Genomic DNA, 22180 nt, shown 5'->3' with positions numbered 1-22180 from the left:
CAACCATGGAAATGGTGAACCACACGGTGATCAACCTGATCATCTTCGTGCTGGCGATCTACGTGGGCTACCACGTGGTGTGGACGGTCACGCCCGCGCTGCACACGCCGCTGATGGCGGTAACCAATGCGATCTCGGCCATCATCATCGTCGGTGCGATGCTGGCCGCTGGCCTGACTGAAGGCGGCGTGGGCCGCGCGATGGGCACGCTTGCGGTGGCACTGGCTGCGGTCAACGTGTTCGGCGGCTTCCTCGTCACGCAGCGCATGCTCGAGATGTTCCGCAAGAAGGCGCCGAAGGTGAAGGCCGAGGCGCAGCCCGCAAAGACGCCCGCGCATGCCGGCGGAGAACTGGTGGAGATGCCGCGATGAACGGACTGTCCATGAATACCGTGACGCTGTTCTACCTGGGCGCGTCGGTCTGCTTTATCCAGGCCCTCAAAGGGCTTTCGCACCCGGCTTCGGCCCGCAAGGGCAATGCCTTCGGCATGATCGGCATGGCGGTGGCGGCACTCACCACGGTGGCGCTGATCCTCAAGCTCAAGAACGAGTTCCTCGCTGCCGGTAGCGGCACGACAGCCGGGTCTGGCCTTGCGCTGATCCTGGCTGGCCTGGTCGTCGGCGGCGGCATCGGCGCCTATGTGGCGAAGAAGGTCGAGATGACCAAGATGCCCGAACTGGTCGCGGCGATGCACTCGCTGATCGGTCTCGCGGCGGTGTGCATTGCGGTGGCCGCGGTGGCGGAACCTTCGGCCTTCGGCATCGCGCCGGCGGGCTCGCATGAGATTCCGATGGGCAACCGCATCGAACTGTTCATCGGCTGCTTCGTCGGTGCCATCACGTTCTCCGGTTCCGTGATCGCCTTCGGCAAGCTGGCAGGTCGCTACAAGTTCCGCCTGTTCCAGGGTGCCCCCGTTGTGTTCGCGGGCCAGCACATGCTGAACCTGGCGCTGGCCGTCGCCATGGTCGGCTTCGGCATTGCGTTCTTCATGACGCAGGAGTGGCCGCCGTTCCTCGTCATGCTTGCCATCGCCTTCGTGCTCGGCGTGCTGATCATCATCCCGATCGGCGGCGCCGACATGCCGGTGGTGGTGTCGATGCTGAACTCGTACTCGGGCTGGGCGGCCGCCGGTATCGGGTTCTCGCTGAACAACCCGATGCTGATCATTGCCGGTTCGCTGGTGAGTTCGTCCGGTGCCATCCTCTCGTACATCATGTGCAAGGCGATGAACCGTTCGTTCTTCAACGTGATCCTCGGCGGCTTCGGCAGCGATGCGGGAGCGAGCGCAGCAGGCGGTTCGCAAGTGCAGCGCAACGTAAAGTCGGGCTCCGCCGATGACGCCTCGTTCCTGATGGGCAATGCCGAGACCGTGATTATCGTGCCGGGTTACGGCCTGGCAGTGGCGCGCGCCCAGCACGCACTCAAGGAACTGACCGAAAAGCTGACCGAGAAGGGCGTGACCGTGAAGTACGCGATCCACCCGGTGGCGGGCCGCATGCCGGGCCACATGAACGTGCTGCTGGCCGAGGCCGAGGTGCCCTACGACCAGGTCTTCGAGATGGAACACATCAACAGCGAGTTCGGCCAGGCAGACGTGGTGTTGGTGCTTGGCGCGAACGACGTGGTGAACCCGTCGGCCAAGACCGATCCGAAGTCGCCGATCGCGGGCATGCCGATCCTGGAGGCGTACAAGGCCAAGACCATCATCGTGAACAAGCGATCGATGGCGGCCGGCTACGCCGGCCTCGACAACGAGCTGTTCTACATGGACAAGACCATGATGGTGTTCGGCGACGCCAAGAAGGTGGTCGAGGACATGGTCAAGGCTGTTGAATGAGTAGCTGGGGATTCCCGCGGTCGATGTGATCAGAGTTGAAGGAAGCAGTAGTGCTGGCTGCCAGGCAACCAGGGCACCTCAGAAGATCAACAAAAATGCATACGGCCTTGCCCAATCCACTGCGGTCCTCCTCTTCGATATTGAAGACGCCGTGCAAAAGCATGGCAAACACTTTATGCCCCATAAGGAAAAGTTCACATGGGCGAGGGAGATTGTTAGTAAGTTCTCAAGCGTCAATGTTTCAGGTCTGGCGAGGCGTTGAAAACGCTTTGATTGATCGGCGGCACTTACGACTACCGCATCGAATCCTCTCCCACGTCGAGGGAGACGAGTGAGTTCCAAATGGCCGGTATTGATGTAGTTGCGTCGTCCACATATTAGCTTGATACCGTGGTCGATAGTCTGCTTCTGGCCGCTCAGGGACGAATGATGGATCGCCATCCGGTGGCACCCGACTTCAGTGTGCTCCACCATCTCATGCCCATCACCTGCCTCGATGCCAAGAGAAACAACCGAGGTAAAGGGGGAGACGTTGCAGAGCGTTCAATCCGTTGCCGGGTACGCTTCATCCATGCTCGATGCCGAGCAGGCGCGCGTCTAGCCGCCGCGCTAGCGCCGCGCCACCTTCGCGCATCACTGCATCGTGGTTCCACTGAAAAACCGGTCGCAACAACGGCGCCAATGCATTCATCCATCCGCGGTTCGTATGCACGCACCAGTCATAGCGGACCACGGTAAGGTTGCGTCCGTCGCTCGAAAAGCTCCATCGACCGGCGCCTTCGACGTCGCCACTAGCTTCCCCCTCCAGCGCGACCAACGGATCGATGCGCGTTACCCGCATATCGAACACGAGTCGATAGGGCAACCAGCCTTTCCACGTATAGCGTTGTATGGCGCCCACGCCCTGATCGGAACCGGCCTCTAGCTGGTCCACTCGCTCGACGTTAATCCACCACTCGGGCCAGCGCGCCGAATCCTGGATTGCTGCCCATACTTCCTGCACTGGCGCATCGATGCGCCAAATGGTCGAAAAGTGGTATTCGACGGTCCGCAAGCTGCCTCCATTCTTAGAGGAGGCCGGCGTTCTTTTTTGCTCGAGACCCCATCGACTTTGTTCCTGCCGTTTTTCTATGTCAGGTGGATTCAGCGCCGCACTGGCATTGTGGCCCGCAGGCGCATCGCGGTCCATAGGGGCATTGCGGGCCACAGGCACACGCTCTTTGCTCCGCAGTTCCCTGGCAGCCGCAGGCACAGCCTGCACCGGGGCAAACAACACAGTTGCACGTAGATTGGGTGGCGGTATTCATGGTGGCTCTCCTTTCGGTTGAAACGAGACGCCAGTGTAGGGCCGCTGATTGCTGGAAGCTTGAACGAATCGGCTGAATAACGACGAGTTGCGCAGGACGCTGACCTGGGCCGCCGGCATGCTGATCATGCGCTTGAAGGTGCGGGCCGGTAATCGCGCATCCATCTTGAATGCGCTGGTCAGTGGTCGATGCTGACTTCAGGTGTCCGGGGGGAGGGCGCCGGTCGGCGCTACCCGACCCTTGGCAGCAGCTCGCGAATACCTTGGGAGATGTCGCCTATAGCACGCTTACGGTCACTGGATGTGAGACGGTCTTGAAGAAGCTGTTGCGCTGTGCGAGCGCCATATCCAGCGCCTGCAGCATCAACTCGGTACGCAGATGGCTGCCCATGGCCCAGCCAACAATCCGGCGGCTGAACACATCCAACACCACCGCGAGGTAGAAGAAGCCCGCTGCGGTTGGAATGTAGGTCGCATCGGCGACCCACAGACGGTTCGGTGCGTCAGCTTGGAAGTGGCGCTGCACCAGATCCGGAGCCGGTCGTGCGCCAGGTGCTCGCCGCGTGGTCTTTACCCAGCGGCGCCGGCTTACGCCGCGCAGGCCCGCTTCACGCATCAGGCGAGCCACGCGCTTGAGGTGCCGGACGCCATGATCGCGGTTGCCAATAATCAGCTCGAGTCCGGCCAGAAGGCGGCCGCACGCAAAACGCTGGAACAGGTCGTGGCCAAGTATCCCGTTACCGAAGGCGGGCATGCGGCGAACAACCGGTTGAAGACGCTGATGTAAGGGCGGGCGGCTTCCAGCGGCCGCACCACACGCCGAAGGCCCGCTTTAGGTGGATCTTCAGATTCTGACGAACCCTACATTTTCCGGAGTGTAGGGTCAGCGATGATCCCGAAAAGGTCCTGTCGGCCGACTATACGGGCACTGACACCGCTGCAGGTGCAATGGCAGTCACCACGCGAGCTGACCTGGTCCACATCTTCTCGAGCACGGCGACGACCATCAGCCCAAGCGACGGGCTCAGGATCAATGAGAAGATAATCCATGTGGCGCCGGAGCGTCCCAGGGCGTTGGCGAAAAGGCCAACCGCGAAGGAGCAGGTGATCCAGGCAACAATTGCAAGCATGGCGGCAGATTCCATGGGTAAAAGTGATCGCCACGCGAAAAGGCGAGTCCCCAGTATGGGTACAACTGCAATCAGTAGCACTTGGGGAAAGGCATTACGGGAAAGCGCTGAATGGGGTCATCGACTGGAAGGCCCCTACCCCCGCTGGTAGTTCTGCTACCGCAACGCGGACGGGCTGACCTGGGACGGGCAGGGCGAGATGCCGTCGTGGCTCAAGCGGGGAGTCAATGCGGGGCAGAGCGTGGAGTTTTACCGGGTCGGGTCCTTGTAAAGCCCCACGCAAACTGCCTTGACGCTGCCGGCAGGACGCGTAGAATCTGGACCGTCGGGGGCTGCAAGGTTCCCGATAATGGTTGTGAACCTTCTTCTTGAAGGCCTTCTGGACGGCGGTTCGATTCCGCCCAGGTCCACCAGAAGCACATTGCACGGGCAGTGCACTTCTGATGGGCCTGACCTGGTTTCGACAGGGGGAGATAGGGTCGTGAGGCAACTCGTCAGAGAAGACGTTAAAACTAAATCGAAGTAAATGCTAACGACGAAAAGTTCGCATTGGCCGCCTAACAGCCGCCTTGGGTTGTAACTGACCTCGAAACAGAAAAGTTACTGACAAGGGCTCCTTCGGGGGCCCTTGTTCATTTGAGAGCTTGGCATCGATGCCAGCATGCGAATACTTGGGAATGCTCGATCACGACGGTAAATGGTAGCCTGCTCGAGGGGGCGTATCCCGGCCGGCCCTCATTGAGGAACTGAGTTTGGAGACTCAATGTTGCAAATGAATCCTGGGGAGGTTAGCTCAATCCCCAAGTGCCGAAGCGCTCGCCGTTGACAGCTGGAATTGGGCAGTGGTCGAGTGAGCAGGACCTCGAGGTAGCACTGGTCAATCACATCATGAGTATCCTGCTTGAGTTTGGTGCCGGCTTCGCCTATGTCCCGCCGCAGGGAATCGGGCCGGCGTGCTACAGTGCAGGTACATCAATGCTAGTCGTCGGGCCAGTGTGCCAGCGACTTCCGCTATCCCCCCCACATGATCGACAGCCTCATCGCGGCACTGCTCACCCTGCTGCTCAAGGCCTTCGCCGCGCTGCCGTATCGATGGTCCGCCCACATTGGCGCAGCACTTGGCGCGCTGCTTTACAGCATCCCGAGTCGCAGGCGGAACATTGTCCATACCAACCTGTCGCTGTGTTTCCCCGATCTGTCCGATGCTGCACGGCGCGACCTGGCACGGCTGCATTTTCGCCACGTCATGCGCAGCTACGTCGAGCGAGGCGTGCAATGGTTCGGCGACCGCGATCGCCTCAATGGCCTGCTGCGATTGGAATCCGAGATAGACCTGTCGTCGTGCTCGCGTACTCCGACGATTTTTCTCGGCTTCCACTTCGTCGCCATCGAAGCCGGCTGCATGTTCTATTCGATGGCCGGCAGCCCGGTAACGTCGCTTTACACCAGAATGTCGAACCGGGCGCTCGAAACCATTGCCAGAACGCAGCGCGAGCGATTTGGCGCGGTCATGGTGCCGCGTAACGAAAGCGCAAGGCAGGTCATTCAGTCATTGCGCAAGGGTGTACCGGTCATGCTTGCCGCCGACATGGACTTCGGCCTGAAAGACTCCGTATTCGTTCCGTTCTTCGGCGTCGCGGCCTGCACACTGATCTCCGTGTCCCGCCTCGCCAGGCTCACAGGTGCCCAGGTCGTGCCTTTTACAACCGAGGTTTTGCCCGACTATCGCGGCTACCAACTCCGGGTGTTCAAGCCGCTACCAGGCTTTCCGTCGGCCTGCGTAACGGCAGACGCGGCACAGATGAACGCGTTTCTCGAAGCGCAAATCCTGCGAATTCCCGAGCAGTACTATTGGGTGCATCGCCGGTTCAAGAATCGGCCCTCGGGGGAACCGGCGATCTATTGAGCCGCGCTCGATCTGATCCTCCCGTCCATACGACACGATGGCGCAGGCAGAGTGCCGGTGCTCGGCAAACTCGAAGCGTTCATCGTCTACCTGGACAACAACTGGGAGCTGCATCGTGAACGGTGACAGCTATCGACATGGGGAGCCCATTGCATCAGGGTTCGTCGAGTCAGCCGTCAACCAGGTGGTCAGCAAGCGGTTCGTCAAGCGCAGCAGATGGCCTGGCGGCCCCGGCATGCGCACAACCTCCTACAAATCCGGACCGCCTTGCTCAATGACCAGCTCCAGTCGTACGTTGAACGATGGTATCCCTCCGTCGCTGTGAGATGAAGATCGCCGCCTTGCCGCATTATCAGCCCCCGCTTTGGCGCGCTCTCGGATGCCTGGCTCGCTCACGTATCCAGGCATCGGGTCGCCGCCGGCCGCGCTGCGGCAGTACTGGCCGCGCACGACTTTCTCCACCAGCAGGTAGACAATGCGTTCCACGAAGCCCGGACAAAACGAGGCCACGGCGTTGCCGCCCCCCATACAGCGTGCGATTTCACCAAGGCTCAGCCAAGCCCCGCCCGGATCACGCCGGCGGGGCTTTCTGCATTTAGCTGTATCAATGTTTTGCCAATCCGCGTATAGTGCGGCCCGCGGGGTGGAGCAGTTGGCAGCTCGTCGGGCTCATAACCCGAAGGTCGCAGGTTCAAGTCCTGCCCCCGCAACCAGATTCGAAAGCCCGCCCGGTTTACGCCGCGCGGGCTTTTTTTTATTTTGGGGCCCGGCCTTGTTCCTGATCTGCTTCCTGTTTTGCGGAGTCCTAGTGCGAGCATGCGCTATGCTTGAGGCTGATATCCGCAGCTGTTTTGACGAAATTTCGCACGACTGGCTTGTCGCCAACATCCCTACGGACAAGGCGATACTGCAAAAATGGTTGAAGGCAGGCTACCTTCATAACCGTGTTCTTCACTCAACGCAGGCTGGTACACCGCAAGGCGGTATCGTTTCTCCTGCGCTGATGAACATGACTCTCGGCTGTTTTGCAGGCGTCCCAGGCGCTGAGTCGATGACTTCCCGCCGTCCAGGATGGCGCGCACCATGGCACCACTGAAGAGGATAGCGTGTTCTTTGGTCATGCTACGATCCTCCAAAACAGGGAGGTACCACCATGGGCATTGAGAGCTACCAGGACTACACAGTTCGTGGCTTTGCGAAGCAAATGTGCGATGGTTCGTTCGAAGCCTTTGGCACCGTGCAAAAGGACCATCTCGTTCTGGAGGCGTCTGAGCCTTTGGGCTACTACCCAACGTTCGACCTTGCCGTCGCGGCAGGCATCGCATGGGCGAAAGCGTGGGTCGAGGATCAACGCTGAACCCTCCGGAACTCCACCACCCACACCCACGGGTTGGCCTTCCATGAATCGGCGCCGTTGATGAGTCCACAAGTGGATGTAACGGGAGCGCATGGATGCATCGTCTGGATCGCAACCGTGCAAGTTGAACCTCATCGGAGGCAAAGGCCCACAAATAGCGCTTTCCGCCTGAACATCAGCCTCGCTGATGACCTGCAGCCGCTCCACGCTTACGTCGGCCACTTCCAGCATCAACCGGCACGCCGCGCGCGGAATGTGAATACTGGGCTTCCACGGCCGTGCTCAATGACCAGCTCCGGTCGTACGTTGAACGATGGTATCCCTCCAACGCCGCGGCATGGGCTCGCCCTTGCCGGCAAAGCGCCCCTGCGCGTCGTCGCGCAGTTCGCCATCCTTGGCCCGACCAACCGGATTGACAACGTCCTGGATCTCTTCCATATTCCTTTCCATCCCGTGCATCTGGAAGATCCGCGCATGGGTGCCATCTGCGGCTAGCGTCCAGATGGTCGTCACGGCTCGCTCCTTTCGTGGCATCAGTAGTCACGTAACAAGGATAGGTGGGCCGGGCGATCATCCCGGCGGCTTCGCAACGCCGGCTGGGGGGATGGACGGTGTCCCGTGCGCCCTCCGATGCCGCTATCCGCCGAGGATCGTGAGCGCCGTATGAGATGGCGTGTGGCATCGGTAAGGGCGTCGGCTCGCTCTTGGTGCGCAGAGGCCCTGGATCCGCAACCCTGCGAGCACCCAGAATTGTGACCGCGGGGGTAGCGACCCCTGAGCACAGAAAATTTCGACGACGAGGGCTGCTGCCGATACTGTTGACTCTGGCAGGAGGCTCCATGCAAATACGCTATCCCCACTGTATCCGCAAGGGATCGAATCATGGCATTCATCAAACGTAGCGACAAAAAGAAGAAGCCTTTCAAAAAGGAAAGCTCTCTTTTCAAGCGCAAGCGCTATTGCCGCTTCACCGTGGCTGGTGTAGAACAGATCGACTACAAGGATCTGGACACCCTGAAGGACTTCATCGGCGACAACGGCAAGATCACGCCGGCTCGCCTGACCGGCACCAAGGCGCACTATCAGCGTCAGCTCAATACGGCCATCAAGCGCGCGCGTTTCCTCGCGCTGCTGCCGTACACCGACCTGCACAAGCACTGATTATCCAGGCGGTTAAAGCGATCACGGAAATCGTAGGACTGCTATGGCCGACCACGGACCGCGGACCTTCGCTTGAATGACCGCTCGCCGCCGGTCACTGGATCCTCTGCGGGGGGGGCTGACGCCCCGCTCAATAATGCTCGAGTGGGTCCGCCTCGCTCTCGTGCACCTCAACCGGCAAGCACCTTGTGCCATTATCCGTCAGCCATTCGATTTCCGTCGGCGTCTGCGGGGCGTTGTCGATGTCAACCGTAATAAAGGGTGCCGGCTGCCCCTATGAACTGGCGTTGCGCGGCCGCCCTGCGGCCGGCGCTCTTGTTTTGCTTATTCTTCCTGGAACGCTTCCTCGCGCTTGTTCTTAATCGTCGGCATCGCCACGATCAGCACTAGTGCTGCCGCGGCAATCAGCAGGCCCAGCGACAGCGGACGGGTCACGAACACGCTGAAGTTACCACGCGAGAGCAACAGGGCACGGCGGAAGTTTTCCTCCATCATCGGCCCCAGCACGAACCCCAGCAGCAGCGGCGCCGGTTCGCACTTGATCTTGATGAAGAGGTAGCCGATCGCACCGAAGACGGCGGTCTGAAACACGTCGAATGTGGTATTGCCCACCGAGTACACGCCGATGCAGCAGAACACCAGGATGGCCGGGAACAGGTAACGGTAGGGCACCTTGAGCAGCTTCACCCACACCCCGATTAGCGGCAGGTTCAGGATGATCAGCATCAGGTTGCCGATCCACATAGACGCGATCAGGCCCCAGAACAGCGCCGGGTTGCTGGTCATCACCTGCGGGCCGGGCTGGATGTTGTGAATGGTCATCGCACCCACCATCAGCGCCATCACCGCATTGGGCGGGATGCCCAGCGTCAGGAGCGGAATGAAGGAGGTCTGCGCCGCCGCGTTGTTGGCCGACTCCGGACCCGCCACGCCCTCGATGGCGCCCTTGCCGAACTCATGCGAGTACTTGGAGGTCTTCTTTTCCAGCGAATAGGCCGCGAACGACGCCAGTGCAGCACCGCCGCCCGGCAGGATGCCCAGCGCCGAACCCAATATCGTGCCGCGCAGCACGGCCGGGGCCATGCGCTTGAAGTCCGCCTTGCTCGGCCACAGGCTCGTGATGTGGTCAGTGAAGGTCTCGCGATGTTCCTTTTGCTCCAGGTTGGCGATGATTTCAGCAAAGCCGAACACGCCCATGGCCACCGAGACGAAGTTCAGGCCGTCGGTCAGCTCAGGCACATCGAAGGAGAAGCGCGCGGCGCCCGAGTTCACGTCGGTGCCGACCAGGCCCAGCAGCAGGCCCAGCACGATCATGGCAATGGCTTTGATCAAGGACCCCGAGGCCAGCACCACGGCGCCGATCAGGCCTAGGCACATCAGCGAGAAGTACTCGGCGGGACCGAACTTGAATGCTAGTTCCGACAGCGGCCCGGCGAAGGCGGCCAGAATCAGCGTGGACACGCAGCCGGCGAAGAAGGAGCCCAGGCCGGCAGTGGCCAGCGCCACTCCGGCGCGGCCGCGCCGCGCCATCTGGTAGCCGTCGATGGTGGTCACCACCGAGGACGATTCGCCCGGCAGGTTCACCAGAATCGCGGTGGTCGAGCCGCCGTACTGCGCGCCGTAGTAGATACCGGCCAGCATGATCAGTGCGGCCACCGGCGGCAGCGTGTAGGTCACCGGCAACAGCATGGCGATGGTGGCCAGCGGCCCAATACCCGGCAGCACGCCGATCAGCGTGCCGAGCACGCAGCCGAGGAAGGCATAAGCCAGGTTCTGGAAGGACAGGGCAGTCGCGAAGCCTAAGCCCAGGTTGGATAGCAGTTCCATGTGGCGGTCTCCTTAGCCTGCGATAAAGGCCGGCCAAACCGGCATCTGAAGATTGATGCCGTAGACGAAGGGAGCCCGTGCTGATCCGCACGGGCTCCACGCCGTTCAGAAGCGCACCCTTCCAGATGAACTCGTGGCTGGCCATCGACACCAATACCAGCGCAAATACCGACAACACCATGCCGAGCGGCTTGGGTGGATGGGCGTGCCAATGGGCGCATGACGGTGCTGGCGCTCACGCCCAACTCGGCGGCGAGCTTGCGCGTGCTCCAGTGCGTGGCCGCAACGGGCTTGCCTTGCGTGGTCAGCTCCACCAGCCGCGCCGTGTCCACCTTCAACGGCGGCGCACCGCGCGGCAAGTCGCGTTCGATACCGGCCAGCAGCACGATACGCACACGCTGCGCCCGCCTCACGCTCGTGAGCTTCGACCGAACCAGCTTCGTCAACCTGGTTCGCTCCTCGTCGGTCAACATGATCTCTTGGGCAACTCGCACTCGCCCTCTCCACGCCGTGCCGCAATAGCTACGGCAGAGCATGGACTCAGCCTGGGAAGTGCTGTCGTGGTCGGCGTGGCGTGGCTCCCACTCCGACCGGTCTGAGTTCGCCCTCCCAGGGTGCGGCATCCGGATCCAGCAAATAGTCGCCTTCTCTGGTTTTCTCGTAGAGGTGGTCCCGGATCGCCTGCCCGATCGCAAGGCGACACAGTCCCTCACAGCTTGAGGCAATCGCACCCTGAAGCGAAGCTACCTCGGTCAGTACCTCGAATGAACGCCTGCCGCCGCCGACAAAGCTGGTGAACCTGACGCCCTTCGGGTGGGCCGCATCGACAAAGAGGACGGCAACATGGTAGGCAATCCCCTTGTCTACGCCGGGCAGCGTGCACAGGAAACTGGATGACGCGTCGACGCTGCTCATGCCTGAACCCCTAGCAAGCTACAGATGATGGTCCGCCCGGATACGAGCATATGGTGCTAGAGCAAAACCACGGATTCGCCCGCGACCAGTCCGTTGATGATGTCCTCGGCGTAGCGAAGCACGGCGCGCCGTGCTTCGCCCACATTGTCCCACGGCGTTGCGTTGAGACGAAAGGTGCGTGCCTGCTCGCCTTCGGGACGTCCGCCTTCACGGCAGATCACCACTGCGGCCTTGAAGGACCGGTCAGGCCTAGGCTCGCGCCAAGCACGCTCCACAGTATCCCTATACACCAGAGGGTAAAGGTCATACCCCTTGTAAGTGGCACTCGGGTAAGTATCCATGACTTGCTCTGGGCTTTTGCGGTTTGCTTTCCATGCCCCACTCTACTCCTCTTGTGAGGCCAGGGCCGGCCTTATTTCACTGGAGGCGACAATCGCGCCTGTAAAAAGCTCCGCATTGCGGAGTTTTACTCAACTTGCGTCGCGACGATCAGATCGGCTCGATCCTGGTCGCTGCGCGCACATTCGGACGCGCAAAGGCACGTGCCTTAGTGACGGGCAGGGAGAAATGCCCTCGTGGCTGCGGCGGACGGTCAATGCGGGGCTGAGTGTGGGGGTTTTCCGGGTCGGATGGCCCCACCGGTGCCAGATACGGGGACATCCCCCCGAGTTCTTGCGCGACACGCTTTACCGTAGGGGCAGCATTGATTGCGATTTCGATTCCGGCACGTTTCGAGCCGGTAGGATCACGAGCAGTTCCGCGCCACAGCGCGGCGCCTCCTGGAGAAGGCTGCCTCCCGCGCCAGGACCAGTGGTGGGCTGACGGCATTGGCGGCAGGCCTTCGTGTCAGAGCCGCTGCCCAGCTCGGTGATCGCCACGGCCAGCACGATCTCGCCGGAGCAGACCGATCACGCGCTTGCAGTGCGCGTTATTCCGCGCCACAGCTGAGATTCGCAATTTCCCTCAAGCCGTGTTGCTGCAAGGCCGGGAGACCGCGCAAAAAACGGGCGCCGACTAACCGGCAAGGACAACATAGGAAGGATGATCTGAGTGAATCCATCGATGCCCTGCGATACCTGGCTCACGCCCTGTTCGGAAACCCACAGATGTCCACCTTGCGCCTCTCCCCGCTGCCGGGTGTTACCAGATAAATTTCGTTCACAATTCGCGGCGGGGACGATATGGGCAGGTTGGTTGACTACCTTCGCGCGTATGTCATCTACCGTCGAAGCGCGAAAGCAGCAGACCTCCTCTGGAAATACTATGGTCTCCGGATCACAGACGAGATCCACCACCGGCTGATGTGCCTCAGCGTTCAGGCCCGAGGCGAACTCGCGCCACAGGCGCTGGCGATGCTCTACCTCGCCGCGATGCTAGAGGAATACGAAGGCGACCCCCACGCCCCGATCGTCCACGCAAGCGTTGAGTTTCTCCTGCGTCGTGCCATCGCGGCCAATGCCAGGGGCCGGCGGCGCGACTCCATCCACTTTCAGCATCTACGGGAGATCGCTATGCGAAAATACGGCTGGGAGCCATAATTTCACGTTCTCTATAGCCCCCCCTCGCTTTCCTTCATTGAAGCCTGACCGCTGCCACCTTTCCGCAGGCTCAGGGTCAGGATCGGGAGTCCAAGCTCAGCCGTTCGACAACCGCGCGAGCAAGACTGCTACATGGTCGTCCTCTCCGCGACCTCGAGTGACTGCAGCCCGTCCGGAACGTTACCGAACCGGCTCGCCCCACCACGACCGGTACGTACGTGCGCCGCTAGAGTTCAGAGTTGAGCGAACAAAGTTCAGAGTTACGTGAATCTCGACAGCGGTACTGATAAGAACCAGGGCAGCGATATGCAGGATATTGTTTATTGCGCGTCGTCCCTGCCGTTTGGTTTTTCCATCTTAGAGAGTTCCTCAATCAGTAGGTCAGGGAACTGGCCGCCGGCGCCGAACACGATCCAGAGGGGGACGCCAAATAACGCCCCCACCGCCGCAATTCCTAAGCCTCGACGGGCGAACGCGGCCGCGACGATGGCGAGACCTGAAAGCCCAAGCCGAGTGGACGTGCTACGGCTGTCCCAGGCGTATTCCTTGAGAGCCCCAGCCGCCATCTTCGCGAGAGCCCAGGCTCCGCCACTTTGCGCAGTCGCTCGGTAAGCCGCGCGCGCCTGTTCATACCGGGGCAGTGCGCTGTCGCGGATCACTAAGAGCTGACGCATTAATGCGAGGACAGCGGACCGGTCCTCTTCGGCGATCTGGGTGGCTACGGTGGCAGCGAGCTGGCGCAGCTTCTCCTGATTGAGATCTTCTGACACGTTGCCCCCCTTTACTGCTAGATCCAGACCTGTGGACACCCATCGCTTAGCATAATCGCCCAGTGTCAGTCCTTCATACGCCTCGGCGCGCCAGTGCGGCCTGATTTGCCGTCGCGGCCTGGTCAGCTCGGGCGAGTCGTGGGCTTGTCGAGAGCGCTCACGATCCAGTCCCGCGCCTCGGCCGCCTGATCGTCCGGGAAAGTTCTGACGTGGGCCGGCACCACGAAGCGGAAGACATCGATAGCGCGGCGGATCCAGTCATGATCCGTCACCACGGCTACGGCTTCCCAATGCCAGTAATGGGCAACCCCAAGTTTCAGGTCATCCCATGCCGCACCCGCGGACATCCGCGTGAAACCCGGCCCGAGCTCATAGTAGACGCGAATCTTGTCGTGCCCCTTCATCGCGGCGTCCACGGCAGGAATCAGAACCCGCTCGTAATCATCTCGTGTGACTTCGCCGGACGCACGCACCGCGACGACGTTGCCCGGGAAGCCTTCCAGGATTTCGATCATGGCAGCTCCTGTTTGCGGGCCTTCGCGGGCGCGCGGCCGCCTGCACGGATACCGGATGCGGACGCGCCTTGTGGTACCTGCTAAAAAGCTCGCTTCCACGGTACATGGGACGTGCAGGCGGGACAAGGAAGATTCGTCTCTGACCTCCGTTTTCTCTTGTCGCGGGCGATGGCGTTGGGCGCTCGCCTGTGCCGTTCGGGAGGGGCAGCGTCCTCCATATTTGGCGAAAATTTCACGAATTCCGGCCGAGCCTCAAAACGCGGCCTTCGATCGAGATATGCCTTATGCGACATATGCGCCGCTGAAAGGTATTGATCCGTTAGGAAAATGTAGTATCCGTGTCAGCTCATCCTCAAGCGCCACTGGCCGCTCACATCCAAGTCAGCGTTGCCTCCGTAAAGAGGTTAGCGGGCATGAGGTAGTCGCCGTGTTCAATGGCAAGATCTTCCAGATCGCGCAGCGTATCCTCAGACAGCGCGGCCATGTCAAACCTGCAGTAGAGGTAGCGCTGCCTGAATGTGGCCTTTTCCATGCGCAGGCCGCGCACCAATGCTTCGGGGGATGCCACGGAGACATGCTCGACGGCGCGGTACTGGACGTCGACACCGAATTGTCGGCCGAGTTGCTCAAGCTCAACCGCATCCTGCCAAGCGTTCTCGTAGTCCAACTCAAGCGTGCCGGCAGCGCGACCATGGATGCGTTCCACCGCGCTGGCTCGGTCGCGTGCGGTAAATGTGCTCATCGTGGCCCTCCAAGTGCCGCTCAGTCGAGCGTGATATTTGCCTCCCTGATCAGGGTGCTGAATCTGGCCTTCTCCTGCTTGATGTATGTGGTGAAGTCCGCCGGCTCGGAAGCGGTGGAGCTGAATCCATAATCGCCCAATACCTTGATGGCTTTTTCCGAAGCCAACGCCTTCGCGACTTCATTCCTAATACGTTGAGTCAGTTCTGCGGGCATTCTCGCCGGCCCCTACAAGCCATACCAGGAAACCATCTCGAAACCGGTCAATCCCGACTCCGCGACCGTCGGAACGTCCGGCAAGACGGAAATGCGCTTCGCACTGGTGACGGCAAGCGGCTTCAGCTTTCCACTTTCACATGGGGCAGCGTCGATGGCAAGCCATCCACCACACACCCGATCAGAGAGAAATTGCTATCGCGCAATTGCTGTTGGGCGGCGCTTATGTCAGATGCGGCGGGTATCCCTGCCGGTCGGAGTCGTGCGCCCCTAAGTCGGCCGTCGACGCGCAGGCACTGGAAAGGGGCGGAACGTCGAAATGGGCGGCAGCATACATGGCATTGCACGCCCATACCTCTTCCCCGTTCTTATAGAAGGTGACCCATTTGCCGTCGCTGACGCAGTGGGCGCCAGGAAACACTTCGTCGTGGCCGTTCGGACCGTCCAGCGCAAAGGGCGCGTGGGGCGTGGCCCAGTAGTGGCCGCTCGGTAGGGGTGCGATCGTTTTTCGGGACATATCCTCAGCGCCGCAAGGCGTGGCACACAACGCGCGATCCGGCCCGCCGCTGAGAAGCGGATTGTGTTAATCCTTTGACGGCGTGGCACCGTCCCGAGACATGCTGGTGTAGTCTCACGACAAAAATCATCTCCTCTATCCGGTGCAATCTCGTCATGACGCAATTCGTCCCACTTGCTGTCCGGGACTTCGGCGTCTGCGCCATCCGACCGCCAGCGGTCTCTGTCCCGCCTTGTCCCCTTCCATCGCGAGGTACACGAAACGTCAACCGCAGACTGGTAGGGCTTGTCAAGACTCCCGGCATAGGGGGGCGTGACGCCTCGCCAGGCCGGGAGACAACGGCGACAGTCACAAGGCGTTAGGACGGTGACTCCTGAAGACGCCTAAGGGGGCTCGGAGAATCCATGCAAAATGTCATGCCACCACACTTTTAATCTAAGCCCGCGACATGGCCGACGGATTACCTCGCCTTGACGAAGGTAGACAGGCCATCGATCGCGTCCCTGGCGGACGAGAGGGCCAGCGTGATCGCAGCGTGCGGCGCGTTTGCGAAATGCTGGAGCAACGGTGGCAGCTGTCTTCGGGAACCCATTCCTGAACAGACTTGCATGATGGTTACGGTAGCGAGGAAGCGCGGCTGAACCGAGTCGCCACCGGGGATGCCACTGGAGGCACGACGTACGCTCGCAGATAGCCTGAAGCCTTTGTAGATGCTGTTGTTCTGAGACATGTTGGTCTCCTTTCATCACCGAGCATACGCTCACGACAGCGGCGTGTCCGATTTACTTTCGGCTACGAAGTCAAAGCGTCCCATAAGCCCCGAAATTGGCTTGCAAAAACGCGATGGTATTGGGGATGCGGGATAGCGAGCGACGGTGCGTCGGGAAGCCGCGCGCTCGCATGGTGTCTGTCTGGAGGAACCTCTGCACCATGCCAGCTCAGATTAGGAATACGGCAACAGCGTTCGCTCAGACCTTGTGACGATAGTTGATGCGACCCTTTGTCAGATCGTATGGCGACATCTCGAGCGTGACGCGATCTCCGGCGAGAATTCGTATGCGATTCTTCTTAAGCCGCCCGGACGAATAGGCCCAGACTTCGAAGCCATTCTCCAGGGTGACGCGAAAACGGCTATCCGGGAGGACTTCGGAGACCCTTCCGCCAAACTCCACCAGTTCTTCTTTTGCCAAGGATGCTCCTTTAAGTTTTATCGAATGCCACGCGGCAACGTGGAAGCGAGTGCCGTATGCCGATGCGCGGATGGTTGCAACCGTATGCGCGCGACTGCGCTTTCCCCTGCGCGACGGGCGGCTTGCCGCGCTTTGGTTTCGGTGTGATGTGTGGCATGGCGCATCGAGACGTTGGCGACGATGCGTTCAGCGCCGTCTTTGTACTCGGAGATCATGTAATTCGCGAACCATACGCCGGGCTCTTGTTGGATGGGGTACACCGAAACGGTGAACGGGGTCATGCTGTGATTCAAACTGTTGCCTGTTCGGAAGGCGCTCGTTTCGGGGGGGGCGTCTGGTGTTCCCTTGTGGGAGCGGTGCGCGCGTGGTCCCCGCAATCGGTTGCCATTGGAAAAATCAGTGTCGAGTCCCGCGCTCTAGTGCAGGTGGAGAAACTGGTGTGAAATTGACCGTTCTTGCATCAGCGAGCGCGCCTGGTACATGCGCAGTGGCTGCGGAGCGGACGTGCCGCGGGTCGGAAAAGGTTGCGGCCGGTTGTTGCCGCGAAAGATTCGGGTGTACGCCCGTGCTGCCGCTGATACTCTTCTAATGATAATGTCTTGCGGACAGCGCATTTGGCGTCGATGGGTATCGACGAAATTGGATGATACCACTTTTGGATATCTCTGCTTGCGATGTACCCAATTCACGCCGCCGTAGTGTGTTGCATCGCTATAACCTGAATCTGACTGAGTTGGCGGCGGGCCGCGAGGCGGAAGGGTTCAGTCGCGATGCCAGGGACATGGACGCTCACGCCTTGGAGCCCATACAAAGTCATGGGTTGGACGAAAAAATTCCTTTGCCGAAGCTTCAGCGGGGTTGTCAGTTTTTTTGTGTGCAGGCAGTTAAAGGCTCACCGTCGATTGAGCGGTGAGCCAGCATTATCTCAACGATGCGGATGGGTGAAGCGCTCCTCGTAGAGGATCGCAAACTGGTCATCGCCGCCTTCCAGTCATGGGTGGAGCTTCCCCACTTGCCGGTGATGTTGCGCAGCGCCAGCCAGAGCAGTTTGGTTGCCGCCTCGTCGCTGGGGAAGTGACCTCGCGTCTTGATGATCTTGCGCAATTGGGCATTGATACTCTCAATGGCGTTGGTCGTGTAGACGATCTTGCGGATTGCCGGCGGGAACGCAAAGAACGGAATCACCTGATCCCAGGCGCGCCGCCAGGATGCGCCGATGGGTGCGTACCGTTGACCCCATTCCCCTTGCTCGAAGGCTGACAACTCGGCTAGCGCAGCTTCGACAGTAGGTGCCGTGTACACGGGCTTGAGCGCTGCCGCCACGGCCCGGCGTTCCTTCCAGCTGGCGTACTCGAGGCTGTTGCGGATCAGATGCACGATGCAGGTCTGCAGCGTCGTATTCGGGAACACCGCATTCAATGCCTGCTCCATGCCTCTGAGCCCATCGGTGACCGCGATCAGGATGTCCTGCGTGCCGCGGGTCTTCAGGTCGTTGAACACCTTCATCCAGAACTTGGCGCCTTCGGTAGTCTCGATCCACAGGCCCAGGATGTCGCGCGTGCCATCTGGCAGCACGCCCAAGGCCAGGTAGACAGCCTTGTTGCGCACCACGCCGTCCTCGCGCATCTTGACCCGCAGCGCGTCGAAGAACACCACTGGGTACATCACCTCCAGCGGGCGCGACTGCCAGGTGATTACCTCATCCATGACTGCGTCGGTCACCGAACTGATGAACTCGGGCGACACTTCGGTGCCGTACTGCTCGGCCAGAAACGCCTGGATCTCGCGCACGGTCATGCCGCGGGCGTACATGGCGATGATCTTGTCGTCGAACCCGGTAAAGCGCCGCTCGTGTTTGGGAATCAGGATCGGATCGAAGCTGCCATCGCGGTCGCGTGGGATATCCACCCGCAGTGGGCCGTCATCGGTCAAGACCGTCTTGGCGCTCTTGCCATTGCGCTGATTGGCCGTGCCGGCTGGGCGCTCAGCACCAGCCGGGTAGCCTAGATGATGGCCCAGTTCAGCGCCCAGGGCGCGCTCGATCAGGGCCTTCTTGAACGCCATCGAGGCGTCCTGGACCGCCTCAGCGGTCATCGGACCCTTGACGAAATGCGCGATCAGGTCCTCGGGAATGGTCGGCAGCTCGCGGTCAGCGGCTTGGCTCGTCTTGGTTTTGCGTGGCATACATGCTCCTTGGTGACATGTTATGCCCTAAACACAAAATTTCTGACAGGCCCGCTTCAGCGCGTATGCTGGGGTTGCCAACCGGCAAGCAATGCAGCAGGAGTTCTCATGGCAAAAAGCCAACTACGCGGCAACCGAGAAGCGAAAAAGCCAAAGCAACCCAAGAAGCTTTCCGTACCGGCAACCCCGTTCAGCACAGTTCAGTCGCGGGTTCGGAACGACGGTCTCGCCAAGAGGAAGTCGTAAGCCGGGCAAATGCCAGGCAAGGCGCGATATCGCCGCTGGGCGATACCTCTTCATTCAACGAATGCCGATCGTTGAGGGGGGCGCACCATGATCCATCCTGACACAGGCGCTACATTCCGAGGCCTGCCACTAACAGCCGAACAAGACTCGGAGGTTCGCCACTATCGGAGCAGAAAAACGAGGCCTGGCAAGCCATGGGATACCGCGGAATTACGCGGGATGCTCGAAGACATGTTGCTGCCGCCGAAGGCCGAGGAGGGCGGTCAGGAAGATGTACTCCTAGGGCGGTCGGCTGCCGCGGAACGTGCGGCGTCGTTCGTCGATGAGGCGATGGATCCGGTTGCGGCATATGAGGATTGGAACGCCGCCTTGGAAATCGAGGGGATGACAGGCGAAGTGCGCTAATGCTGGTTACCACGTGGAGATGGCGCTTGTCGTTGCGAGCGGCAGGCCAATCCCGGCAACCGGGTCGGCTATTGGCTGGATCTCGATAAAGGGCCGCTTCGACTCGACCTTGCCAAATATGGCAGCAAACGGAATGTCGGCTGCGTCCCGGCCGGTGCCGATGCGCAGCAGGCCAGTCGGAATGGATACCCCTGAGGGGTCGAGCAGGTACCATCCGCCTGACAGGAACACCTCGACGACCGCATGAAAGTCCGGCGCGCCCAAGGCGGGGTCCGCGCCATAGTCCACGCTGCTGGACATACGGGCGGGAATACTCAGGGCGCGGCAGATCGCGATCATCAGGTGGGAGAAATCCCGGCATACGCCGGTGCGCTCGACAATCGTATCGATCGCAGAGGTGCGCTCATTGGTGGATCGCGAAAGAAAGCGCACATGGTTGCGCACCCACTCCCGAATTGCATACACGCGCGAATAGCCGGGGCGCATGCTGCCAAACTCGCGCATGGCGAACTCCATCATGCGGTCAGATTCGCAATACCGGCTCGGCGCCAGGTACGACAGTACATCGAAGGGAGTTCGGCGACGGGTACCTCCGTTAGCGACATGCCATCGTCCAGACGATGATCGATGTCCACCACAGCTTCATAGCGGATGGCCAAGGGGCCCTTATTCGCACGTATCCTGAGCAGCCGGTTGCCGAGTGGGTCCGTGTAGCGAGCGGCGTGAGTCGGTGGCGTGAGTGCCAGACGCTCGGAGACAACGGACTGTCTTGCGGTCTTCGCAGCTTCGACAATCAACAGAAAGTCTCCTGTGGGATCCGAGATCTCGTAGGACAGGTTCACCGAGTACCGAAGGCGGTTCATTGCTGACCTTGTGCGATGTGGAGGCGGGAGATGGTGTCGGCCGCAGGAACGGATCGGACCTTCTAATTCAGTGTAGCGCCAGAAGCGGTCGACCGGTCCGCGTTAGCTGGGAAGCAGTTGCGCGGCGCCCAATTTGTAAGGGAGATAGGACGGTGTGCATCGGCCCCCTATACTGCTAGTTGTAGCGTTTCGGAAGCCAAGTGCCTCTGATCCGCCGATCACTCGTTTCCGGGCCTTCCCCCTCGATGACGTCTTAGGACTGGTGACTCCTGAAGTCACTTATGGGGACTCCTGGAAAATTCATGCAAGATGCCACGCGGCGACCGCCGTTCGCCCAGCCCCCCAATCGTCAGTTATTAATAAGTCAGTCTTTCGCCGGGATCGATGCAACCGATGTCTGGCAAGGGAGACGCTTCTCCGCAAGACCGATTGCAAAGTTGGCTTCCGCCTTTGTGGCTGCTCTCCCGCGTTTCGGGCTGGCGGAGCCGTGCTCTCATCGTGATGAAGATGCCGTGACGATCTCCAGCAACGCGATATGGGTGGAAATGATTACCCGCTGGCAATGGAAGATCGGTGCCCACAACGATGACAATTTTTCAACACTGCCATCACTATGCCAGCGTGGCAAGCGATGAAGGAAGATATCGTGCCGAAAGAATCTGCAGAGACCACTTACCGGTTTATACATGTTACGCGCCTTTTACGCGACCGCCAGGTGGGCAGGCCGTCGAAGGGAAATACCCAGCGATTCGGAGTCATGCGATTGGCAGCGTCCCAGTGGCATCAGGCAATCACGCTGCTGATTGACTGGGATCGTGCTGTCAACGAAGGCTGGCCAGACCTGCGGTCACCGTCCTGCACCCGAACCAGAGCCATGAGGAGCATCGGCCGTAGTCATCAAGCAAGCATCCGCCGGCTCGCCGGAAATGGGCACTGAGATTGCGTGAGGTAACTTCATGCGTACGTTGCTGTATTTTAGTCTGAGAGACACCGCCACGGCGCGACTGGCAAAAGTGCGATTGGGCGATTTCGCCGGTACCCAGGCACTCGTCGCAGGGCCGTGGTTTGTCCAGCGCGACAATCAGCCCGTCGACGGATTGCCAACGATCGACGTCGGTCAGACTACGTACCGGGAAGAGGCGGCGATCACAGGAATTTTCGTCGGCGCGCTCGTTGGAGCGCTTGTCATCTTCAGATACGGCGCTTCAGCCGGCGCCGGCGCCACTGCTATTGCGTATGTTGGTGCTGTCATGCTTGGCGCGATGATCGGATGGTGGGTCTGCGGATTGGTCGGCGGCAAGATCGTTCGCCTTGCACTGTGGCGGCGGAATGCGCAACTCGCACCGGGCCAATTGCTGATGATCGTCAGTTGCGATTCGAGATCGAAAGAAGCCCTGAAGCAGCTCATCAACGAACTGGGCGGGGTCGGGGTCGACGAGCGTAGTGACCTGATGCCGAATTTCAGATGGCAATGACTGCCGCTTCGGATTGGCCTTGCCAATGCGCTCCCGGAAACGTACGTTAGGCAGCCTGAACGATAAGGCGGCCGTGGACGT

General features: G+C 60.5%; 24 protein-coding genes, 1 tRNA gene, 1 other RNA gene and 8 pseudogenes. 16 read left to right on the top strand and 18 right to left on the bottom strand.

Annotation, left to right across the window (positions count from 1 at the left end; genetic code table 11):
• Positions 1-5 precede the first annotated feature (5 nt).
• Together ACIGJG_RS20240 and ACIGJG_RS20235 are read left to right on the top strand one after the other, a co-directional pair.
• Complete coding sequence (locus ACIGJG_RS20240) at positions 6-371, top strand: NAD(P) transhydrogenase subunit alpha part 2 (protein WP_011301401.1); 366 nt, start codon at positions 6-8, stop codon at positions 369-371.
• The gene (locus tag ACIGJG_RS20235; protein WP_483673817.1) at positions 368-1837 is read left to right on the top strand and encodes an NAD(P)(+) transhydrogenase (Re/Si-specific) subunit beta; all 1470 of its coding nucleotides are present in this window, start codon (positions 368-370) and stop codon (positions 1835-1837) included. The genes ACIGJG_RS20240 and ACIGJG_RS20235 overlap by 4 nt, the downstream gene beginning before the upstream one ends.
• Before the next feature lie 565 nt (positions 1838-2402).
• On the opposite strand, the gene ACIGJG_RS20230 is transcribed toward ACIGJG_RS20235, so the two are convergent.
• From ACIGJG_RS20230 to ACIGJG_RS20220, 3 genes and pseudogenes are all read right to left on the bottom strand, one after another.
• Positions 2403-2891, bottom strand: a complete 489-nt coding sequence (locus ACIGJG_RS20230; RefSeq protein ID WP_041680356.1) for an SRPBCC family protein — start codon at positions 2889-2891, stop codon at positions 2403-2405.
• Between the two features lie 580 nt (positions 2892-3471).
• Positions 3472-3777, bottom strand: a pseudogene (locus ACIGJG_RS20225) (DDE-type integrase/transposase/recombinase); the annotation flags it as partial.
• Positions 3778-4060: 283 nt separating this feature from the next.
• Positions 4061-4288 carry a hypothetical protein gene (locus ACIGJG_RS20220; RefSeq protein ID WP_483673815.1) on the bottom strand — a complete coding sequence of 76 codons (228 nt, stop codon included), beginning with the start codon at positions 4286-4288 and terminating at the stop codon, positions 4061-4063.
• Between the two features lie 139 nt (positions 4289-4427).
• Here ACIGJG_RS20220 and ACIGJG_RS20215 point away from each other — a divergent pair.
• The 7 genes and pseudogenes from ACIGJG_RS20215 to ACIGJG_RS20185 form a co-directional block, all read left to right on the top strand.
• A pseudogene (locus tag ACIGJG_RS20215) lies at positions 4428-4544 on the top strand (H-NS family nucleoid-associated regulatory protein); the annotation flags it as partial.
• A 4-nt stretch (positions 4545-4548) separates the two neighbouring features.
• Positions 4549-4908: a transfer-messenger RNA gene (ssrA, locus tag ACIGJG_RS20210) on the top strand.
• A gap of 380 nt (positions 4909-5288) precedes the next feature.
• Positions 5289-6179: pseudogene (locus tag ACIGJG_RS20205) on the top strand (lipid A biosynthesis lauroyl acyltransferase); the annotation flags it as partial.
• A 60-nt stretch (positions 6180-6239) separates the two neighbouring features.
• Positions 6240-6509 (top strand): annotated as a pseudogene (locus tag ACIGJG_RS20200) (ISKra4-like element ISBte1 family transposase); the annotation flags it as partial.
• A 307-nt stretch (positions 6510-6816) separates the two neighbouring features.
• Positions 6817-6892, top strand: a tRNA-Met gene (locus tag ACIGJG_RS20195).
• A gap of 110 nt (positions 6893-7002) precedes the next feature.
• Positions 7003-7275, top strand: a complete 273-nt coding sequence (locus ACIGJG_RS20190; protein WP_140949667.1) for a reverse transcriptase domain-containing protein — start codon at positions 7003-7005, stop codon at positions 7273-7275.
• Between the two features lie 57 nt (positions 7276-7332).
• Positions 7333-7536, top strand: coding sequence for a hypothetical protein (locus ACIGJG_RS20185; protein ID WP_483673813.1), 204 nt, complete (start codon positions 7333-7335; stop codon positions 7534-7536).
• A gap of 282 nt (positions 7537-7818) precedes the next feature.
• On the opposite strand, the gene ACIGJG_RS20180 is transcribed toward ACIGJG_RS20185, so the two are convergent.
• Complete coding sequence (locus ACIGJG_RS20180; RefSeq protein WP_483673811.1) at positions 7819-8049, bottom strand: host attachment protein; 231 nt, start codon at positions 8047-8049, stop codon at positions 7819-7821.
• Positions 8050-8418: 369 nt separating this feature from the next.
• Here ACIGJG_RS20180 and rpsR point away from each other — a divergent pair, with 369 nt between their 5' ends.
• Positions 8419-8697, top strand: a complete 279-nt coding sequence (gene rpsR, locus ACIGJG_RS20175; RefSeq protein WP_011301835.1) for a 30S ribosomal protein S18 — start codon at positions 8419-8421, stop codon at positions 8695-8697.
• Between the two features lie 324 nt (positions 8698-9021).
• On the opposite strand, the gene ACIGJG_RS20170 is transcribed toward rpsR, so the two are convergent.
• Together ACIGJG_RS20170 and ACIGJG_RS20165 are read right to left on the bottom strand one after the other, a co-directional pair.
• Complete coding sequence (locus ACIGJG_RS20170; protein WP_011301836.1) at positions 9022-10524, bottom strand: tripartite tricarboxylate transporter permease; 1503 nt, start codon at positions 10522-10524, stop codon at positions 9022-9024.
• Positions 10525-10536: 12 nt separating this feature from the next.
• Positions 10537-10717, bottom strand: a pseudogene (locus tag ACIGJG_RS20165) (tripartite tricarboxylate transporter TctB family protein); the annotation flags it as partial.
• A 2-nt stretch (positions 10718-10719) separates the two neighbouring features.
• On the opposite strand from ACIGJG_RS20165, the gene ACIGJG_RS20160 reads away from it, so the two are divergent.
• Positions 10720-11046 (top strand): hypothetical protein, encoded by a 327-nt coding sequence (locus ACIGJG_RS20160; RefSeq protein WP_140949671.1) that lies wholly within the window; start codon positions 10720-10722, stop codon positions 11044-11046.
• Between the two features lie 18 nt (positions 11047-11064).
• On the opposite strand, the gene ACIGJG_RS20155 is transcribed toward ACIGJG_RS20160, so the two are convergent.
• Positions 11065-11439: a hypothetical protein gene (locus ACIGJG_RS20155; RefSeq protein ID WP_011301838.1), complete on the bottom strand. Its 375-nt coding sequence runs from the start codon at positions 11437-11439 to the stop codon at positions 11065-11067.
• A gap of 56 nt (positions 11440-11495) precedes the next feature.
• The gene (locus ACIGJG_RS20150; RefSeq protein WP_011301839.1) at positions 11496-11780 is read right to left on the bottom strand and encodes a hypothetical protein; all 285 of its coding nucleotides are present in this window, start codon (positions 11778-11780) and stop codon (positions 11496-11498) included.
• Between the two features lie 211 nt (positions 11781-11991).
• Between ACIGJG_RS20150 and ACIGJG_RS20145 the strand changes: the two are divergent.
• Both ACIGJG_RS20145 and ACIGJG_RS20140 read left to right on the top strand, forming a co-directional pair.
• A pseudogene (locus ACIGJG_RS20145) lies at positions 11992-12069 on the top strand (H-NS histone family protein); the annotation flags it as partial.
• Between the two features lie 551 nt (positions 12070-12620).
• Positions 12621-12977: a hypothetical protein gene (locus tag ACIGJG_RS20140; protein WP_011301840.1), complete on the top strand. Its 357-nt coding sequence runs from the start codon at positions 12621-12623 to the stop codon at positions 12975-12977.
• 320 nt (positions 12978-13297) lie between these two features.
• Here the strand turns inward: ACIGJG_RS20140 and ACIGJG_RS20135 are convergent, their stop codons facing one another.
• The 9 genes and pseudogenes from ACIGJG_RS20135 to ACIGJG_RS20095 form a co-directional block, all read right to left on the bottom strand.
• Positions 13298-13747 carry a hypothetical protein gene (locus ACIGJG_RS20135; protein WP_011301841.1) on the bottom strand — a complete coding sequence of 150 codons (450 nt, stop codon included), beginning with the start codon at positions 13745-13747 and terminating at the stop codon, positions 13298-13300.
• A gap of 122 nt (positions 13748-13869) precedes the next feature.
• Entirely contained in the window at positions 13870-14262 is a 393-nt protein-coding gene (locus ACIGJG_RS20130) for a SpoIIAA family protein (RefSeq protein WP_011301842.1), read from the bottom strand.
• 370 nt (positions 14263-14632) lie between these two features.
• Complete coding sequence (locus ACIGJG_RS20125; RefSeq protein WP_011301843.1) at positions 14633-15004, bottom strand: hypothetical protein; 372 nt, start codon at positions 15002-15004, stop codon at positions 14633-14635.
• Positions 15005-15024: 20 nt separating this feature from the next.
• On the bottom strand, positions 15025-15219 hold the full coding sequence (locus ACIGJG_RS20120; protein ID WP_049796524.1) for a hypothetical protein: 195 nt from the start codon (positions 15217-15219) through the stop codon (positions 15025-15027).
• 12 nt (positions 15220-15231) lie between these two features.
• Entirely contained in the window at positions 15232-15396 is a 165-nt protein-coding gene (locus ACIGJG_RS20115; protein ID WP_011301844.1) for a tripartite tricarboxylate transporter substrate-binding protein, read from the bottom strand.
• 800 nt (positions 15397-16196) lie between these two features.
• Positions 16197-16466 (bottom strand): hypothetical protein, encoded by a 270-nt coding sequence (locus tag ACIGJG_RS20110; RefSeq protein WP_011301846.1) that lies wholly within the window; start codon positions 16464-16466, stop codon positions 16197-16199.
• A 238-nt stretch (positions 16467-16704) separates the two neighbouring features.
• Positions 16705-16926 (bottom strand): translation initiation factor IF-1, encoded by a 222-nt coding sequence (infA, locus tag ACIGJG_RS20105; protein WP_011301847.1) that lies wholly within the window; start codon positions 16924-16926, stop codon positions 16705-16707.
• Positions 16927-16943: 17 nt separating this feature from the next.
• Entirely contained in the window at positions 16944-17207 is a 264-nt protein-coding gene (locus ACIGJG_RS20100; RefSeq protein WP_049796526.1) for a hypothetical protein, read from the bottom strand.
• Between the two features lie 644 nt (positions 17208-17851).
• Positions 17852-19110, bottom strand: a pseudogene (locus ACIGJG_RS20095) (IS256 family transposase).
• A gap of 333 nt (positions 19111-19443) precedes the next feature.
• Here ACIGJG_RS20095 and ACIGJG_RS20090 point away from each other — a divergent pair.
• The gene (locus ACIGJG_RS20090) at positions 19444-19761 is read left to right on the top strand and encodes a hypothetical protein (protein WP_483673808.1); all 318 of its coding nucleotides are present in this window, start codon (positions 19444-19446) and stop codon (positions 19759-19761) included.
• Positions 19762-19767: 6 nt separating this feature from the next.
• Here ACIGJG_RS20090 and ACIGJG_RS20085 read toward each other — a convergent pair.
• Positions 19768-20624, bottom strand: a pseudogene (locus ACIGJG_RS20085) (transglutaminase-like domain-containing protein).
• Positions 20625-20926: 302 nt separating this feature from the next.
• Here ACIGJG_RS20085 and ACIGJG_RS20080 point away from each other — a divergent pair.
• Both ACIGJG_RS20080 and ACIGJG_RS20075 read left to right on the top strand, forming a co-directional pair.
• Positions 20927-21259, top strand: coding sequence for a hypothetical protein (locus ACIGJG_RS20080; RefSeq protein ID WP_140948863.1), 333 nt, complete (start codon positions 20927-20929; stop codon positions 21257-21259).
• A gap of 321 nt (positions 21260-21580) precedes the next feature.
• A complete protein-coding gene (locus ACIGJG_RS20075; protein WP_220630561.1) occupies positions 21581-22099 on the top strand; it encodes a hypothetical protein in 519 nt (172 codons plus the stop codon).
• The last annotated feature ends 81 nt before the right edge of the window (positions 22100-22180 follow it).

The organism is Cupriavidus sp. C1SS-2L (assembly GCF_057073735.1).
The sequence above is the reverse complement of the archived record's forward strand: the minus strand, read 5'-3'. Positions and strand labels throughout refer to the sequence as shown.

Bases quoted from the DNA above. Each gene is read 5' to 3' on its own strand.
- ACIGJG_RS20240 (WP_011301401.1), top strand. From the start codon at position 6: ATGGAAATGGTGAACCACACGGTGATCAACCTGATCATCTTCGTGCTG.
- ACIGJG_RS20140 (WP_011301840.1), top strand. From the start codon at position 12,621: ATGGGCAGGTTGGTTGACTACCTTCGCGCGTATGTCATCTACCGTCGA.
- ACIGJG_RS20090 (WP_483673808.1), top strand. From the start codon at position 19,444: ATGATCCATCCTGACACAGGCGCTACATTCCGAGGCCTGCCACTAACA.
- ACIGJG_RS20130 (WP_011301842.1), bottom strand. From the start codon at position 14,262: ATGATCGAAATCCTGGAAGGCTTCCCGGGCAACGTCGTCGCGGTGCGT.
- ACIGJG_RS20125 (WP_011301843.1), bottom strand. From the start codon at position 15,004: ATGAGCACATTTACCGCACGCGACCGAGCCAGCGCGGTGGAACGCATC.
- ACIGJG_RS20185 (WP_483673813.1), top strand. From the start codon at position 7,333: ATGGGCATTGAGAGCTACCAGGACTACACAGTTCGTGGCTTTGCGAAG.
- ACIGJG_RS20120 (WP_049796524.1), bottom strand. From the start codon at position 15,219: ATGCCCGCAGAACTGACTCAACGTATTAGGAATGAAGTCGCGAAGGCG.
- ACIGJG_RS20235 (WP_483673817.1), top strand. From the start codon at position 368: ATGAACGGACTGTCCATGAATACCGTGACGCTGTTCTACCTGGGCGCG.
- ACIGJG_RS20075 (WP_220630561.1), top strand. From the start codon at position 21,581: ATGCGTACGTTGCTGTATTTTAGTCTGAGAGACACCGCCACGGCGCGA.
- ACIGJG_RS20220 (WP_483673815.1), bottom strand. From the start codon at position 4,288: ATGGAATCTGCCGCCATGCTTGCAATTGTTGCCTGGATCACCTGCTCC.
- ACIGJG_RS20110 (WP_011301846.1), bottom strand. From the start codon at position 16,466: ATGTCTCAGAACAACAGCATCTACAAAGGCTTCAGGCTATCTGCGAGC.
- ACIGJG_RS20170 (WP_011301836.1), bottom strand. From the start codon at position 10,524: ATGGAACTGCTATCCAACCTGGGCTTAGGCTTCGCGACTGCCCTGTCC.
- ACIGJG_RS20190 (WP_140949667.1), top strand. From the start codon at position 7,003: ATGCTTGAGGCTGATATCCGCAGCTGTTTTGACGAAATTTCGCACGAC.
- ACIGJG_RS20150 (WP_011301839.1), bottom strand. From the start codon at position 11,780: ATGGATACTTACCCGAGTGCCACTTACAAGGGGTATGACCTTTACCCT.
- ACIGJG_RS20100 (WP_049796526.1), bottom strand. From the start codon at position 17,207: ATGACCCCGTTCACCGTTTCGGTGTACCCCATCCAACAAGAGCCCGGC.
- ACIGJG_RS20080 (WP_140948863.1), top strand. From the start codon at position 20,927: ATGCAAGATGCCACGCGGCGACCGCCGTTCGCCCAGCCCCCCAATCGT.
- ACIGJG_RS20155 (WP_011301838.1), bottom strand. From the start codon at position 11,439: ATGAGCAGCGTCGACGCGTCATCCAGTTTCCTGTGCACGCTGCCCGGC.
- rpsR (WP_011301835.1), top strand. From the start codon at position 8,419: ATGGCATTCATCAAACGTAGCGACAAAAAGAAGAAGCCTTTCAAAAAG.